This is a genomic window from Candidatus Tumulicola sp. (assembly GCA_036490475.1).
Classification (GTDB): Bacteria; Vulcanimicrobiota; Vulcanimicrobiia; order Vulcanimicrobiales; family Vulcanimicrobiaceae; genus Tumulicola.
The window spans coordinates 133,676-148,030 of record DASXDT010000004.1 but is presented as its reverse complement, the minus strand read 5'-3'; the positions used below and the strand labels follow the sequence as shown (position 1 = coordinate 148,030).

Sequence of the window (14,355 nt, the reverse complement as noted above, 5' to 3'; positions counted from 1 at the left end):
GCGGACGATTGGCGATGCGGTTATAACGGTTCGCATCCGCATAGCTCGCTGAACGGACTAACACCCGAGGAGTTCCTCGCGACCTACGAAACTAGCCAACTTCCACAGGAATCAGTGGCCGCATGATGGGTCCTATCCCACCACCACGACGCTATACCCCGAAGGATTAACGTTCTCACTGTCAGGCAATCTCGGTGTAGCGATCGGGTCAGACGTAAAGTACTACACGCCGCCTAGCTGGACGCTTGCATCGTCCGCACCCTATGGCAGCACAGTGTATTATTTGACGACCGCGCCCGACGGATCGCAATACATTCCACTCGGAACAGCTGGAGACGTGGTAGTTGCACCGGCCGGTGCCGGAAGCCCTTACACTATTACAAGCGGACTTTCGGATCCGTTTGGTGCAGCCGCCGGGTCCTAATTTGACGACCTAATGAGGCGAGCGGGGGCTTTACGGCCCCCGTTTTTTTCGACTCCGAGCGCGCCCGCGGGAGCAGCTAAGATCCGGTAACCATCAGCGACACGTATATCTTCCCTGGCGAGTTAGACGCTGATAAGCAGGGTTGCGGACACGAGCGGACCTGAAGGGAGGGCTAGCCCCCCCTACTAGACGGAGCGATCACTCGCTGCGTCTTTTTTGTCTCGTGTGCTCCCAGCCTTATCGTCCAGACTTTCGCGAGGACGACTGCCTTGGAAGGACACCGCTAGCCACCCGACTTACCTCTATATCACGCTGAGGGCGTCGTGGAGACGACGGCGGCCGACGTGCACTCAAGGGGATGTTCAGCCCTGAAAAGTGCGGTGTCGCCGGTTCGGTTCCGGCCCTTGGCACCATCTCAGCTGCTCCTCATTATATGTGAGGGGCGGCTCGTTGCTATTTGTAGGAGCCAGCATTATGCACACCCCGCATCGCACGCGCACGGCGGCCGCGCTCTTCGTCGCCGCTACTTTCGCCGGTTGCTCCGGCGGTGCGTCGTACGCTCCGCCCAACGCCACAGCTGCATCTACGCTCGTATCGCTCGGCAGCATGGGCGCCGCGGCACCGAATCGCAGCCAACTCCGTTTCGTCGATCCTGCTGCAGTCAAAGCGCAGGTCTCCGTTGCGTCGTACGACACGACGGCGTCAGCCCCGGTTTTGGTGTTCGCCGCCGGCAATAAAAACAATAAGCCGGCCACTTGTACGATCGCAAGCACTGGAGAGGGCATCAATACCCTCGGCGTAGACAGTGCCGGCAATCTTTGGGTGCCCGAAGGGCTCGGCGCGAACGGATCGCCCGACATCGTCGAGTTCAAACCGAATTGCGGCGCGCTCGTAACGACCCTCGCCGACTCGAACGGCCAGCCGGCCGGCATTGCGTTCAGTTCAAAGGGCATCACGTACGTCAACAACATCTTGGGACCGTCGAGCACGGGCGGTAACGTGGCCGTGTACGCCAAAGGCGCGAAGAAGACGACCAAATACCTTACCAACGCAAACTTCTTCTTAGTGGCCGGCGTCGGCGTCGATTCGAAAGACGACCTGTACGTTCCATATTACGATTCCTCGTACGCCACCGGGCTGTTGCTGTTCGCCGGCGGGAAGATGCCGGGCAAACCCGTCAAGAACTTCGCACTTGTCAATCCGGGAGCGCCCACGTTCGATAAGAAAGACGATCTGATTATTACGGACGACTCCAATCAAACGCTCAACGTCTACGCGCCGCCGTACACCGGTAAACCCAAGACGTATCCGTTGAAGGGTTCGTCCCCGCAATGTTCGCTCGATAAAGCGCAAGCGACCCTCGCGTGCGGCGACAAGACGAACACCTCGGTCGACGTGTACGGCTATCCGAGCGGAAAATACATGTACAGCTTCAACAAAGGGCTTGCTGCAACCGTGATCGGCACGGTGCAGTCACCGATTTAATCGGCGGGGTTCTCCGGCGAGCTCTGCTCGCCGGAATCCGCACGCTCGTTTTCGTGACGCGCGAGCAACGTGTGCCATTCGGCGTACGGCGTTGAGCGCACGAGATGCCGATTGTAATCGGGTGATCCGTCGGTCCACCAAACGGGTCCGCGCTCGCCGAGAGCGTGTTTGGCGAGATCGACTCGGGCGCGAGCGGCCACTTCGCCGTCGCGATCGGCCGTTCGCTTCGCGACACCGACGGCGCGACGCGCCGCCATGAGGTCTCGCACGAGTTGTTCGCGCGCCGTTTCGCTTAAGTGTGGATTGGACGATCGCCACAATCTGCCGCGAATCACAAAGTAGCGACCGTCGGGCGTAATTTGCCTTTCCGGTATGTTAGTCTGCTCGATAATCCGGCGGGCGTAGCATGCGATCCAAAAAGTCGACGCTACGCTCCCATGCCGTTTCGGCATGCTCTGGATGGTGGTTGCCGATCCCGCCCGGATTATAAAAAGCGTGTCCCGCATCGTATCGATAGAATTCGTATGGAACGCCGCCGCGTTGTAGGGCGCGTTCGATTTCGTCAACGCCTTGCATGGGGAAGAAGTCATCGCGTTCGGCCCAGTGCCCCATAATCGGGATGCCGATGCGCGACGGATCGCCGGCTTCGGCCGGCGGATATCCATAAAAAACAACTGCTGCGTCGAAGTCGGTATCGTGCATCGCGGCGAGCATGGCGAGCGCGCCGCCCATGCAAAATCTCAAAACGCCGATGCGGTCAGATTCGTGGCTTCGTAGAAATGCCGCCGCACCGCGCGCGTCTTGCGTTGCGGCGTCGATGAAATCTAGTCCCTCCATCAAATGATTGGCTTCGTCTCCGGTCGCGGCGACTTTACCGCGGTACAGATCCGGAACGAGCACGCGAAAACCGCGACTGGCTAGACGATCCGCGGTCTCGACGATTTGATCGTTTAACCCCCACCACTCTTCGAAAAGCACGACGCCTGGCGCGTGGCCGCCGTGATTCGGTTCGGAACGATATCCCGGCGCCTTCGTCCCGTCGGGACGTACGAACTCGACGCGCTCGCCCATCACGCGTTCGTGGAAGGAGCTACGCCCTCTTCGCGGTCCTGGCGATCCATGTTCTCCGATTTCTCGTCTTGCAGCCAGGTGTTCGCGCTTTGCACCGCTTCGGGAAGAACGCGCGTGCGGAACCAAACCATCAGCGTTGCATCGTCGCCGTACTCGTCGAGCGCGGCTTCGAATTCGGTGATTGCAACTCCCCAGCGTTCTAGTACGCCGCGGTCCATCGGACATGGATAGATATAGTCGTGAATGGTGCCCGCTTTGGCCGCACGGGCTTTATCGGAAAGGCGGAATAGCCACATCGCGTCGCCGGCTGTTTGGCGTCCGGGCCGCGGAAAGGTTTGACCATCGCGAAAATCGGTCGGCATACGCGTCATGATACCATCCAGCGGCGGCGGGTTGCGCGTGCCCGTACGCGAACCCCGAGCCCAATGGCCAAGCGCGAACCCTCGTATACGATTCGTCACGAACCGCGCTGGCATGCAGTGCTAGCCGTAGGCGCCGCGTTGTCGCTCTACATTACGCTGCCGCCTCGCCTAACGATAGGACCCGTTTGGATCGCACCGCTGCTCGTGCTGCTGGTGCTGGTGCCGTTATTCTATCTAGCGCCGCGACGAGCAGCAGATAATCGTCGCATACGAGTTCTCGGATTGCTCTCGATCGCGATCGTCAACTTTTTCAATATCGCGTCGATCGTATTATTGATCGCCGCGTTCTTCCATCCGGTAAAGGCGAAAACGTTCGACTCGGCGTTGGTGCTGTTGCGCAACGGCGGGCAAATTTGGTTGACCAACGTCTTGGTGTTCGGATTGTGGTTTTGGGAATTGGATGGCGGCGGTCCCGCGATCCGCGAGCGGGATGCTGCGGCGCACGGCTCGCATAGGCCGGATTTTCTGTTTCCGCAGATGTCGTTCTCGGAGACGACCTGTCCCAGCGCCTACGACCCGCATTGGACGCCCGCGTTTTTTGACTATCTCTATCTGGCATTCACCAATGCGACGGCCTTCAGCCCGGCGGACGCGCTGCCGTTGTCTCGCCGAGCTAAAACGGCAATGATGATCGAGGCGGCGGTCTCGTTTGCGACGATCGCTATCGTGTTATCGCGTTCCGTCAGTCTGATTGGATAGGGAGCGCGCCGCCCATCGTCTGTTGCAGCGACATGAAGACCGTCGGCTTTATCTGGCTGTCGCCTCTGAACGGGTAATCGAAGAGGGCGATCAGCACGAAAATGGTAGCGATGACGGTCGTAAGGCCGGCCGTCATGAGCAAGTGCGCGCCGAAACTGCGCACGCGGAATAAGAAGCAGAAGCCGATCGTAATCGCTGCCAATAGAATATCGCCCACCCAAAAGAACATTGGGATGCCCTGCTGATTTGCAAAGAGCCGGGAGCGACGCGAATCGGCAATGGTCGTCGCGAGCGTCAGCGCGTGATCCTGAAGGGTCGCATCGCCGGTGGTCTTGGGCTCATACGCCGACAATACCGAAATGGTGTCCAGGATTTCTTTCCTGGCGGTCGGGCTGCTCTCTCCGCGACGCATCGCCGGCCACTCTCGCTCGACGACCTCGTTAACGTAGGAACGCATCAGGGAGCGCAACGTCATCGATGCGGGCTCGTGCAGATGGTCGGAAAGGCGAAACAGGTCGGCCACGGCACTCTCTTCTTGCACCACGGTGGCGGCGACGCCGTCGTACTCCTGCCAAACGGTCACCAGCAGAAACGAAAGGATCACGGCCAAAATCGTTCCGACCGTGGCGATGATCGGGCCTGCGACGTCGTTATGCGTCAGTTCTTCGCGGCGATTGAGTACCTGGCGGCTCACCCACAGCCCGAGCGTCGACAGCCCGATGGCCACGAATAAGACGCCGGCGAATAGTAGCCATGGCGGCACCAGGTAGACCCAGGTCACGGCGGACGGTTTTCGAGCGCTCGCGGGTGAAACCATGGGTTGTCCAAGGGTTTCATCCGTAACCGTGGTAGTGTGCGGACCAACCGACCGCGGGTATGATGTAATGGTAGCCTGTGACCTTCCCAAGGTCGACGCGTGGGTTCGATTCCCACTACCCGCTCCAGTGTCCTAATCGGACGGTGTCGTGGCGACGTAGCCAAGTGGTAAGGCAGGGCTCTGCAAAAGCCCCATCCGGCAGTTCAAATCTGCCCGTCGCCTCAACGATTTTGTAAATGCGGATTGCGGTAATCGGTGCCGGCGCGATCGGCGGTTTCGTCGCCGCCGCGCTCGCGCGATCCGGAGTGGCCGTCGGCGTCGTTGCACGCGGCGCCCACCTCGAGGCCATTCGGCGGAACGGACTGCACGTTCGAAGCGATCTCGGCTCGTTTGACGTCCGCGTCGAGGCCGCCGAAGACGTCCGCGCGTTAGGAAGCTTCGACGCGCTCGTGCTGGCCTTCAAATCGCACCAATGGGAACCGTCGCTGGTCCAAAGTCTGTCCGACCCGCGTTATTCCGGCGCGACGATCGTGACGCTGCAGAACGGCGTGCCGTTTTGGTACGTGCGTCGACCCGCGTTGCAGTCGGTGGATCCCGGTGGCGTGCTCGGGAGCGCGTTCGAAGACGAGCGCATCGTCGGGGGTGTGGTTCACGTTTCGGGGCGGGTCGAAGCTCCCGGAAGCATCGTTCAGAGTGGAGGTTTGCGCTACGTCTTGGGTGGGGTTGCGGCGACGGCGCAGCCGCGCGTCGCGGCAATCGCGAGCATCATGCGTGACGCCGGTTTGCATGCGGAAGTCGACGATGACATTCGTGCGATCGCCTGGCTAAAGCTCGTCAACAACGTGGGATTGAACTCCGTCAGTACGCTCGAAGACGCGTCGATCCGCACGATGCTCGGCAACGAGCGGCAAGTCGCCGAGGTTCGCCGTTTGATGCACGAAACGCTGGACGTCGGACGCGCGATGGGCGTCGTCGCCGACGCCGACATCGACGCGCGCATCGCGTACGCGGCCCGTCTGGACGACGTACGCACTTCGATGTTACAGGATTTTCGGTCGGACAAACCGCTCGAAATCGACCCGATGTTGGGTGCCGTCGTCGAGCTTGCCGGACGCTATGACGTCGATGTGCCGCACGTTCGCGCAGCCTATCATCAGTTGCAACGCCTGAGCGCGCCGGCATCTCGTGATTGACATCTCGAAGCTTCGCGGGGTCGGCCCCAAAACTGCGCCGCTCTTTCTGGAGCTCGGAATCGCGACCGCATCCGACCTTCTGGAATACTTCCCGTTCCGGTATGACGACTTACGATTCCCAACGCCGGCGCGCGATTTGGGAGTCGCCGGCGGTGAAGAGAATGCCGTGGGTACGATCGTGGCCCTCAAGGAGCGTCGCATACGCGATCTTGAGATCGTCGAAGCCTCGATGCGCGACGATGAGGGCTCGCCGTTTGCTGCAAAGTGGATCGGCCGCCGGCGCTTCGTATACGGCCGTTTGCACGAAGGCATGCGCCTGTACGTACGAGGGCGCGTCGAGCGTGCATTGACGCTCGCCACCGTCAACGTTTCCCATTACGCCTCGCTCGTCGAAGGAGAAGCGTACCGCGGCGAACTCGTGCCGGTGTATCGTGCTAGTAAGCGACTGGCGAGCCGCAAAATCGCCTCGGTCGTACGCGACAACTTCGCGCGGTTACTGGAATATGCGAGCGACGACGCGTTACCGCCGTCGATTGCAAAACGGCGCGGCTATCCATCGCTCGAGGAGGCATATCGCGCGGTGCATCGTCCCGCGGACCCGCAAGACGTGGCGCTCGCGCGCGAGCGCTTCGTGTTTTCGGAGTTTTTATCGTTGGCGGCCGCGGCGCAACTGCGCCGCCTGCGGCGCGAACGAGAAACCGACGCGAGCGAACTGCGTGCCGATCCCGGCTTACTCGACGAATTCGCAGCCGCGTTACCGTTTGCTTTAACCGGAGCACAGTTGCGCGTCATTTCCGAAATATGGCACGACATGTCGCGAAACGTTCCGATGAATCGCATGCTGCAAGGCGATGTCGGTAGCGGAAAGACGCTCGTCGCTGCTGCCGCGGTCGTACTCGCCGCACGAAACGGTCTCCAATCGGCATTGATGGCTCCAACGGAACTACTCGCCTCGCAACATGCAGCCAAGTTGGCCCCGCTCCTGGTTCCGCTCCGGATTGGGGTCGAAGCCGTATTTGGAGCGCAGTCGCAACGCTCGCGAACTGCGGCGCTCTCGCGCCTTGCGTCGGGCGAAGCGGCGCTCGCGATCGGAACGCACGCTCTCTTGACCGAGAGCGTGGAGTTCGATCGGTTGGGGCTGGTCGTCATCGACGAACAACATCGTTTCGGGGTCGAGCAGCGGGCGCGTTTGCGTGCCAAAGGCGGCGCCCCGCACACGCTGCACATGACGGCCACGCCGATACCGCGTACCCTGGCGCAGTCGATCTATGCCGACCTCGACGTTTCGACGATCGACGAGTTACCGCCCGGACGAACGCCGATCCAGACGTTCGCCGTTCGCAGCAGCCGAAAGGTGCGCGTCGAGGAATTCGTCGCCGAACACGTGCGGCTTGGCCGCCAAGTGTACGTGGTGACCCCGGCCATCGAAGAGGGCGAGACCGGTCTGACCGGCGCAGTGGAGGAGTTCGAGCGCTTGGGCCGCGGTCCGGCGAAAGGCGCACGGATCGGCCTGTTGCACGGGCGCATGCCGCAGCGCGAAAAAGACGAAACGATGATGCGTTTTTCACGCGGCGAAATCGACGTTCTGGTTGCGACCACCGTCATCGAGGTCGGGATCGACGTCGCCAATGCGACGGTAATGGTCGTGCTCGACGCACACCGGTACGGTCTCGCGCAGTTGCATCAGCTGCGTGGGCGCGTCGGACGAGGCGCATTGGAGTCGTACTGCATTCTGGTGTACGACGACGAAGCCGGAGAGCGCGACCGGCTCGGGATTCTGACGCGAACGACCGACGGCTTCGAAATCGCAGAGGAGGACCTGCAATTGCGCGGCCCGGGTGACTTTGCCGGCACGGCGCAGTCCGGCTCCGACGGTCTACGGTATGCCGATCTCACTCGCGACCTGGGAATCTACGGCCAGGCCAAGACCGAGGCTGAGGCGATCGTTCGCGGCGACGAAAGCCTGAGCGCACCCGACCATGCCGGGCTGCGTGCTGCGCTCGAACGGCAACCGAGTACGCGGAGCCTGTTACTCTCGTCGTAACGGCGGTGCTCGGGGAGTCGTGCCGCTGCTAGAAGAAGAGTTAGGGATGCGATTTTCACGAATTCTCGTCGCTGCGCTTGCGACGTTAACGGTATTCTGTTGTTCTTCCGTCGCTGCCCGTGCGGCCGGCGACGTGACGCGCGCCACCTTATCGAACGGCCTGCAAGTCGTGGTCGTACGCGACACGCTGGCGCCGGTCGTCACGACGATGCTCAACTACAAGGTCGGTTCCAACGAGCAGTGGATCGACGGGCTTGCCCATGCGACGGAACACATGATGTTCCGCGGGAGCAAGACGATGTCGTCGTCGTCGCTGATGGAAACGATCGGCATCACCGGCGGCAACTTCGACGCCGATACGCAGAACAACGTCACCCAATATTACTTTACGGTTCCGTCGCAGTATCTCGACATCGCATTGCGCGTCGAGCGCTCGCGAGCGACGGGCTTGATCATGGCGCCCGACCAATGGGCCCAGGAGCGCGGCGCGATCACCCAAGAGGTGACGCAAGACAACAGCGACGCGATCTACCGGCTGTTCGTGAAGATGCAAAATCGTTTGGTCGGCGGCACGCCGTACAACAAAGACGGTTTGGGTACCGTACAAGGCTTCAAGAACGACGTTAATTCAGCCCAACTCCTCAAGTTCTATCACAGCTGGTATCACCCGAATAACGCGGTGTACGTCATCGTCGGAAACGTCGACGGCGCGCAGACGATCGCCCGGGTCAAACAGCTCTTCGGCGATATTCCGTCGGCCAAGTTGCCGGCACGCGACCCGGTACATTTGCAGCCGCTTCACGGAGCGACGTATCACGAGACATCGGATCAGCCGTATACCGCGGTGCTGATCGGTTACCGCATGCCGGGTTACGACAGTCCGGATTACGCGGCATCGCAAATCCTCGGCGATGTGCTCAACAATCAACGCAGCACGTTCGGAGCGCTTCCGTTCACGGGTAAAGCGTTGGGCGTCGAGTTCGACGAGCAAACCTTTACCAAGGCCGGTATCGGTATCGCGTTTGCGGCCGTTCCCGTGACGTCCAAACCACAAGACGTCGACGCGGAAATCCGCGGCATCATCAACGCGTACCGAACCAATGGCGTCCCCGCCGACCTGGTCGAAGCCGCCAAGTTGCGCGAAGTCTCCGAGCTCGAGTTCAACGGAAATTCGATCGAGGGTCTGGCCAACGAGTGGAGCCAAGCCGTCGCGGTCCAAGGCCTCGGTTCGCCCGACGACATGATTTCGCACTTTAAGAACGTAAGCGTCGCGGACGTCAATCGCATTCTACGCACCTACTTGAATAACACGACGGCGGTAGCGGCGTACGCCGTTCCGAAGAATGCCGGCGCCGCTAGCGGCGGCGGATCGATGGCCGCCGAAAATAACTCCATTCCACCCAGCAAACACGAGCCGTTGCCGAGCTGGGCGCAATCGATCCTCGCCAACTTGCACGTCCCCTCGCAAACCATCAACCCGACCGACATGCGTCTGTCGAACGGCATCCGATTGATCGTGCAGCCCGAAACGATCACGCACACCGTGGTCGTCAGTGGACAAATTCAAAATAACACCGACGTCCAAGAACCGGCCGGCCAAGAAGGCGTTGCCGACGTGACGGCCGGGCTGCTGCCGTACGGAACGACGACCTACGATCGCGTCGGTCTCGCGACCGAACTGGACAAAATCGCCGCGACGACGACCACCGGTACGAGCTTCGGGGTCCGTGTGCTGTCGCAAGACTTCGATCGCGGCGTCCAGCTGCTGGCCGACGAAGAACTGCATCCGGCATTCGATCCGAAATCGTTCGGACTCGTCAAAGACCAGGCTGTCGGATCGTTGACCGGCGAAATGACGTCGCCCGACCATCTCACCGACGTCGCGCTGATGTCGGCACTCTATCCGCCGGGCGACCCGTCGCGACGCTTTGCAACGCCGCAAACCGTCGGCGCGCTAACGCTGGATCAAGTCAGGGCGTGGTATGGATCTGCCTACCGGCCCGATCTCACGACGATCGTCGTGATCGGGAACACGACGCCCGACGAAGCAAAATCAGTCTTCGAGAAATACTTCTCCAGTTGGACGGCACAGGGGCCGAAGCCGAACATCGAGCCGCCGCCCGCTGCCGCCAATGCGCCGAGCCAAGTCACGATCCCGGCGACCGGCCGCGTGCAATCGCAGGTACAGCTTGTCGAAACGCTTCCGCTCCTGCGGACCGATCCCGACTGGGCGCGCCTGCAACTGGCGAACACGGTACTAACGGGCGGTTTCTATTCGTCGATGCTCTATCACGATCTGCGTGAAGTGCACGGGTACGTCTACAACGTCGGCAGCTCGGTCAGCGCCGGCAAAGTGCGCGGCACGTTTACCGTTCGCTACGGATGCGATCCGCAGAATATCGTCCCCGCCGAAGGGCAAGTCGTTGCGATCTTGAGCCAACTGCAAAAGACCGCGATCCAGCCCGATCGTCTCCTGCGCAGCAAAGCGTTGTTGATGGGCGACTTCCCGATTCGCCAGTCGAGCTACAACGGCGTAGCGCGCGAACTGTTGAACTACTCGTCTCTCGACTTGCCGCTCGATCAGAACGTGCTCGACGCGCAAGCCGAACTCGACGCGACGCCCGACGCGGTTGCCGCTGCTTTGGCGAAGTTCATTCGCCCGAACGGTTTCGTCCGGGTCGTCACCGGGCCGGGGCCGCGCTAGCGTCGCGAACGCGCGATGAACGATAAGCAGGTGGCCGGCGTTGGTTTCGACGTCGACCACACGCTCGTAATTGACAATAAGCTCGAGCGGATTGCGATGCTGCGCATGCTGCAGACGATCGAAGACGATGGCGGCGCGCCCTGCCGCAACCTCTTGGAAGAGTCGCGTCGTATCGACGAATTACTGGCGTGTCAACGCGCGGGCGACTTTTCGATCGATGAAGCCGTCGATCGTTTCGTTTCGGAACGCGGTATCGCACCCGACGCGCGATACGTCGAGCGCTTCAAAACGATCGCACTCGACATGGTCGAGCAGGTCGTGGTGCCGCTACCCGGCGCACGCGACGCATTGCGGGAGTTGCAGCGTTGTGGAATGCGCGTTGCGGTGTTGAGTAATGGATGGAATCCACTGCAAATTGCTAAAGCGCGGCGGGCCGGCTTCGACGGCCCGGTGATCGCTAGCGCCGATATCGGCGTGCAGAAACCCGATCCGCGCGCCTTCGATGCACTGGTCGAAACGCTCGGGACGCTCCCCGGTCAAACGTGTTACGTGGGGGATGGTCCATCGATCGACGTCGCCGGCGCCGCCAAAGCCGGATTACAAACGGTATGGATCGACGCCGACGAACTTCCCTACCCTGCCGGTGTCGCGCCGCCAGATTATCGCGTCGAGTGTCTGAGCGATCTGCCCGCGTTGCTGAACGGAGCGAATCTTGCGATGGAGTAGCGTCCTAGCCGTTTGCACTGCATCGTTCGTTCTCGCAGGCGCAGCGCCGGCTTCCGGCCCCGCGCCGGACGCGTACCGATCCAGCTTGATCGACCTCGAACGGCGATATACGATGTGGTCGTTGCACGAGAATCCTACGTCGGCAACCGACGCGGGCGTGCACGACGTCGACAACAAGCTGGCCGATTTTAGCGCCCGGACGCAATCGGCGCAGATGGAGCGTCTACGCGGCTTTCGAAACGAATTGGCGGCACAGACGCCGCCGGCGGGCGCGTCGCGCCATGACATCGTCGACTATTTGTTGGTACGGTCGGATCTCGAAGGCGATTACTGGAATCGCACGGTGTTGCATCCGCTCGAACGCAATCCGACGGTCTACGAAGGCGAATGTTCGAACGGAATCTTCTCGATTATCAAACGCCCGTACGCCTCCGACACGCAACGCGTGGCCGATGCCATCGGGCGTCTGCGCGCCTGTCCCGAGGTGCTAAAGCAGGGCGAACAAAATCTCACCGACACCGTTGCGGAGTTCGCGCAGATTGCCTCGGATGACGTTCGCGACGGCGACTCGCTGTACACCGCCTCGCTGGACGAGCTGGCTCGCGACATACCGGTCGCGCAACGGCAGCAACTGCGTCAAGCCTCGGCGGCCGCCGTAGCTGCGCTGCATGGGTACCGAGCTTGGCTCGACGGGCATATGGCCTCGTTTCACACGGGCGGGTTCGCTCCCGGACGCGATCAGTATAACTGGTATTTAAAGCGTGTCCTGTTGCTGCCGTACGATGCCGATCAGATCGCCGCGATCGGCACCCAAGAATTAGCGCGCGACCGTGCGTTGGAAGCGTGGGAAGAAAACCGCGACCGTTCGCTACCGCAACCGCCCCAGCCGAAATTTGCAAACAAAGCCGCGTTCTTACGGCACTACCAATCCTCGCTGCAGACTCTGAAATCGTTTCTGAAGGCGCACCAGGTTGTCGACATCCCGTCGTACGTCGGACCGTTCCACATCGTCCAAGTCCCGAAAGCGCTAGCCGCTACCTATCCCGGCGGATTCATGAATCCACCGGCGATGCTCGGAACCGATCCGGAAGGCTTTTACTTCGTTCCGGACTTCTCGCCGTCGAATCAGAGCTTCTTCGTTGCGTATGCCCGCCAGTCGGTGTTGCCGATTCTCGGTCACGAAGGCATCCCGGGACACTTTCTACAGTTCAGCTATGCCTATCACAATCCCGACTTCATCCGGCACGTGCACGACGACGGCGTTTTTGCCGAAGGTTGGGCGTTCTACGGTGAAGAGATGTTGATGCGGCTCGGTCTGTACGACGCCGATCCGGCCGCCCGCAAGCAAGTCATCCATCTGATGCGGCATCGTGCCACGCGCGTCGGTGTCGACGTCGGCCTCGCGACTGGCGCGATGTCGCTGCCGCAAGCGATCGCGTATTTCAAAAAGAACGCGGGCATCGACTCCGACACCGCCAGTGGTGAAGCGACCCGCTTTGCGATGGACCCGAGTCAGGCGATCGATTATCTCGTGGGGAAGACTCAGATCGAGACGCTGCTGGGCCTCTATCGAGACGCGAACGGTACGTCGCAGCCACTCTCCGCATTTCACGACCGGTTGTTGTCGTACGGTACGGTCCCATATTCGGTAATACGCTCGGAGTGGTTCGACGACGATACGTGGCTGCAACCAGCGCTCGACCCTATCGCGCCCGAGGAGTTCAAATGACGCCACGCATCACGAGCGGTTCGCTCGGCAGCCGTAAACTTAAATCGCCGAAGGGCATGCAGGTGCGTCCGACGCCGGGACGCGTCAAGGAGTCGCTGTTTTCCATCTTGGCGGAACGGGTCAACGGCGCGCGCGTCTTGGACCTCTTCGCCGGTACGGGCGCGATCGGTTTCGAAGCCGCATCGCGCGGTGCTTTACGCGTCGTGTCGGTCGAAGCACATCGCGAAACTGCGACCGCAATTGCCGAAGCGGCCAAGGAGCTGGGCGTTGAGGGTACGGTCGAAGTTGTCGCAGCGCCTGCGGAACGCGCGCTGTATCGCGTGACGGGGCCGTTCGACCTGGTCTATCTCGATCCACCGTACGCCGAAGACGTTCCGCTCAACGTGTTCCGCCTGTTGCACGAACGCGAACTATTGTCGCCGGACGCGCGCGTCATCTACGAACACGCCGCGAAGCGCATTCTGCCCGACATTCCGGGTTTCCGATTCGTCCGTCAGGAAGTATACGGCGACGTGGCACTCGCGTTTTTGGCTCCCGCCACATGATCCGCGCGATTTACCCCGGCTCGTTCGATCCGCCGACGTTCGGACATCTCGATATTGCGGAACGTGCGGCAAAATGCTTCGACGAGCTGATCGTCGCCATCGTGGTCAACCCGCAGAAACGTAGCCCGATGTTTTCGCTCGAAGAACGCGTCGACATGTTGAGAGCGTCGCTGCGCGGAACGGCCAACATTCGCGTCGAGCATTTTCGCGGTTTGCTGGCCGACTATCTCAAGGCGGCTCGTGCCGACGTGATCGTCAAAGGCCTGCGCGTCGTATCGGATTTTGAGAGCGAGATGTCGACGGCGATGATGAACCGCTCGCTATCCGACGTCGATACGCTCTTCTTGATGTCGGACCAGCGCTACTCGTTCGTTAGTTCTAGCCTTGTCAAGGAGGTTTTCTTTCTTGGCGGCGACGTAACTTCACTCGTCCCAGAGCCGGCTCTGCGCCTGATGACGACCAAGCGGTCCGGCTCCAGCGACTCTCGCACGTAACG

13 protein-coding genes and 2 tRNA genes are annotated in these 14,355 nt (G+C 61.1%); 11 read left to right on the top strand and 4 right to left on the bottom strand.

Annotated elements, in window-relative coordinates; all coding sequences use genetic code 11:
• Window positions 1–898 precede the first annotated feature (898 nt).
• Window positions 899–1,909 carry a hypothetical protein gene (locus VGF98_03650; protein ID HEY1680716.1) on the top strand — a complete coding sequence of 337 codons (1,011 nt, stop codon included), beginning with the start codon at window positions 899–901 and terminating at the stop codon, window positions 1,907–1,909.
• On the opposite strand, the gene VGF98_03645 is transcribed toward VGF98_03650, so the two are convergent.
• The 3 genes from VGF98_03645 to VGF98_03635 are packed head-to-tail and all read right to left on the bottom strand — an operon-like array spanning window position 1,906 to window position 3,351.
• The gene (locus tag VGF98_03645; protein HEY1680715.1) at window positions 1,906–2,244 is read right to left on the bottom strand and encodes a hypothetical protein; all 339 of its coding nucleotides are present in this window, start codon (window positions 2,242–2,244) and stop codon (window positions 1,906–1,908) included. The two genes, VGF98_03650 and VGF98_03645, sit on opposite strands and share 4 nt — an antisense overlap.
• A 40-nt stretch (window positions 2,245–2,284) precedes the next feature.
• Window positions 2,285–2,980 carry a dienelactone hydrolase family protein gene (locus tag VGF98_03640; GenBank protein ID HEY1680714.1) on the bottom strand — a complete coding sequence of 232 codons (696 nt, stop codon included), beginning with the start codon at window positions 2,978–2,980 and terminating at the stop codon, window positions 2,285–2,287.
• Window positions 2,980–3,351: a DUF5069 domain-containing protein gene (locus VGF98_03635; protein HEY1680713.1), complete on the bottom strand. Its 372-nt coding sequence runs from the start codon at window positions 3,349–3,351 to the stop codon at window positions 2,980–2,982. Before VGF98_03635 ends, VGF98_03640 begins: the two co-directional genes overlap by 1 nt.
• A gap of 54 nt (window positions 3,352–3,405) precedes the next feature.
• Here VGF98_03635 and VGF98_03630 point away from each other — a divergent pair, with 54 nt between their 5' ends.
• Window positions 3,406–4,101, top strand: coding sequence for a hypothetical protein (locus tag VGF98_03630; protein HEY1680712.1), 696 nt, complete (start codon window positions 3,406–3,408; stop codon window positions 4,099–4,101).
• Here VGF98_03630 and VGF98_03625 read toward each other — a convergent pair.
• Entirely contained in the window at window positions 4,085–4,882 is a 798-nt protein-coding gene (locus tag VGF98_03625; protein HEY1680711.1) for a hypothetical protein, read from the bottom strand. The genes VGF98_03630 and VGF98_03625 overlap by 17 nt on opposite strands.
• 89 nt (window positions 4,883–4,971) lie before the next feature.
• On the opposite strand from VGF98_03625, the gene VGF98_03620 reads away from it, so the two are divergent.
• The 9 genes from VGF98_03620 (at window position 4,972) to coaD (ending at window position 14,353) form a co-directional block, all read left to right on the top strand.
• Window positions 4,972–5,045 (top strand) — tRNA-Gly (locus tag VGF98_03620).
• A gap of 23 nt (window positions 5,046–5,068) precedes the next feature.
• A tRNA-Cys gene (locus VGF98_03615) sits at window positions 5,069–5,140 on the top strand.
• A 14-nt stretch (window positions 5,141–5,154) separates the two neighbouring features.
• Window positions 5,155–6,111, top strand: a complete 957-nt coding sequence (locus VGF98_03610) for a 2-dehydropantoate 2-reductase (protein HEY1680710.1) — start codon at window positions 5,155–5,157, stop codon at window positions 6,109–6,111.
• Window positions 6,104–8,155 carry an ATP-dependent DNA helicase RecG gene (recG, locus tag VGF98_03605; GenBank protein HEY1680709.1) on the top strand — a complete coding sequence of 684 codons (2,052 nt, stop codon included), beginning with the start codon at window positions 6,104–6,106 and terminating at the stop codon, window positions 8,153–8,155. Before VGF98_03610 ends, recG begins: the two co-directional genes overlap by 8 nt.
• 46 nt (window positions 8,156–8,201) lie before the next feature.
• On the top strand, window positions 8,202–10,859 hold the full coding sequence (locus VGF98_03600; protein HEY1680708.1) for a pitrilysin family protein: 2,658 nt from the start codon (window positions 8,202–8,204) through the stop codon (window positions 10,857–10,859).
• A gap of 15 nt (window positions 10,860–10,874) precedes the next feature.
• Window positions 10,875–11,585, top strand: a complete 711-nt coding sequence (locus tag VGF98_03595; protein ID HEY1680707.1) for an HAD family hydrolase — start codon at window positions 10,875–10,877, stop codon at window positions 11,583–11,585.
• A gap of 85 nt (window positions 11,586–11,670) precedes the next feature.
• A complete protein-coding gene (locus VGF98_03590) occupies window positions 11,671–13,314 on the top strand; it encodes a DUF885 domain-containing protein (GenBank protein HEY1680706.1) in 1,644 nt (547 codons plus the stop codon).
• A complete protein-coding gene (rsmD, locus tag VGF98_03585; protein ID HEY1680705.1) occupies window positions 13,311–13,859 on the top strand; it encodes a 16S rRNA (guanine(966)-N(2))-methyltransferase RsmD in 549 nt (182 codons plus the stop codon). The genes VGF98_03590 and rsmD overlap by 4 nt, the downstream gene beginning before the upstream one ends.
• Complete coding sequence (gene coaD, locus VGF98_03580) at window positions 13,856–14,353, top strand: pantetheine-phosphate adenylyltransferase (protein ID HEY1680704.1); 498 nt, start codon at window positions 13,856–13,858, stop codon at window positions 14,351–14,353. Before rsmD ends, coaD begins: the two co-directional genes overlap by 4 nt.
• Window positions 14,354–14,355: the final 2 nt, after the last annotated feature.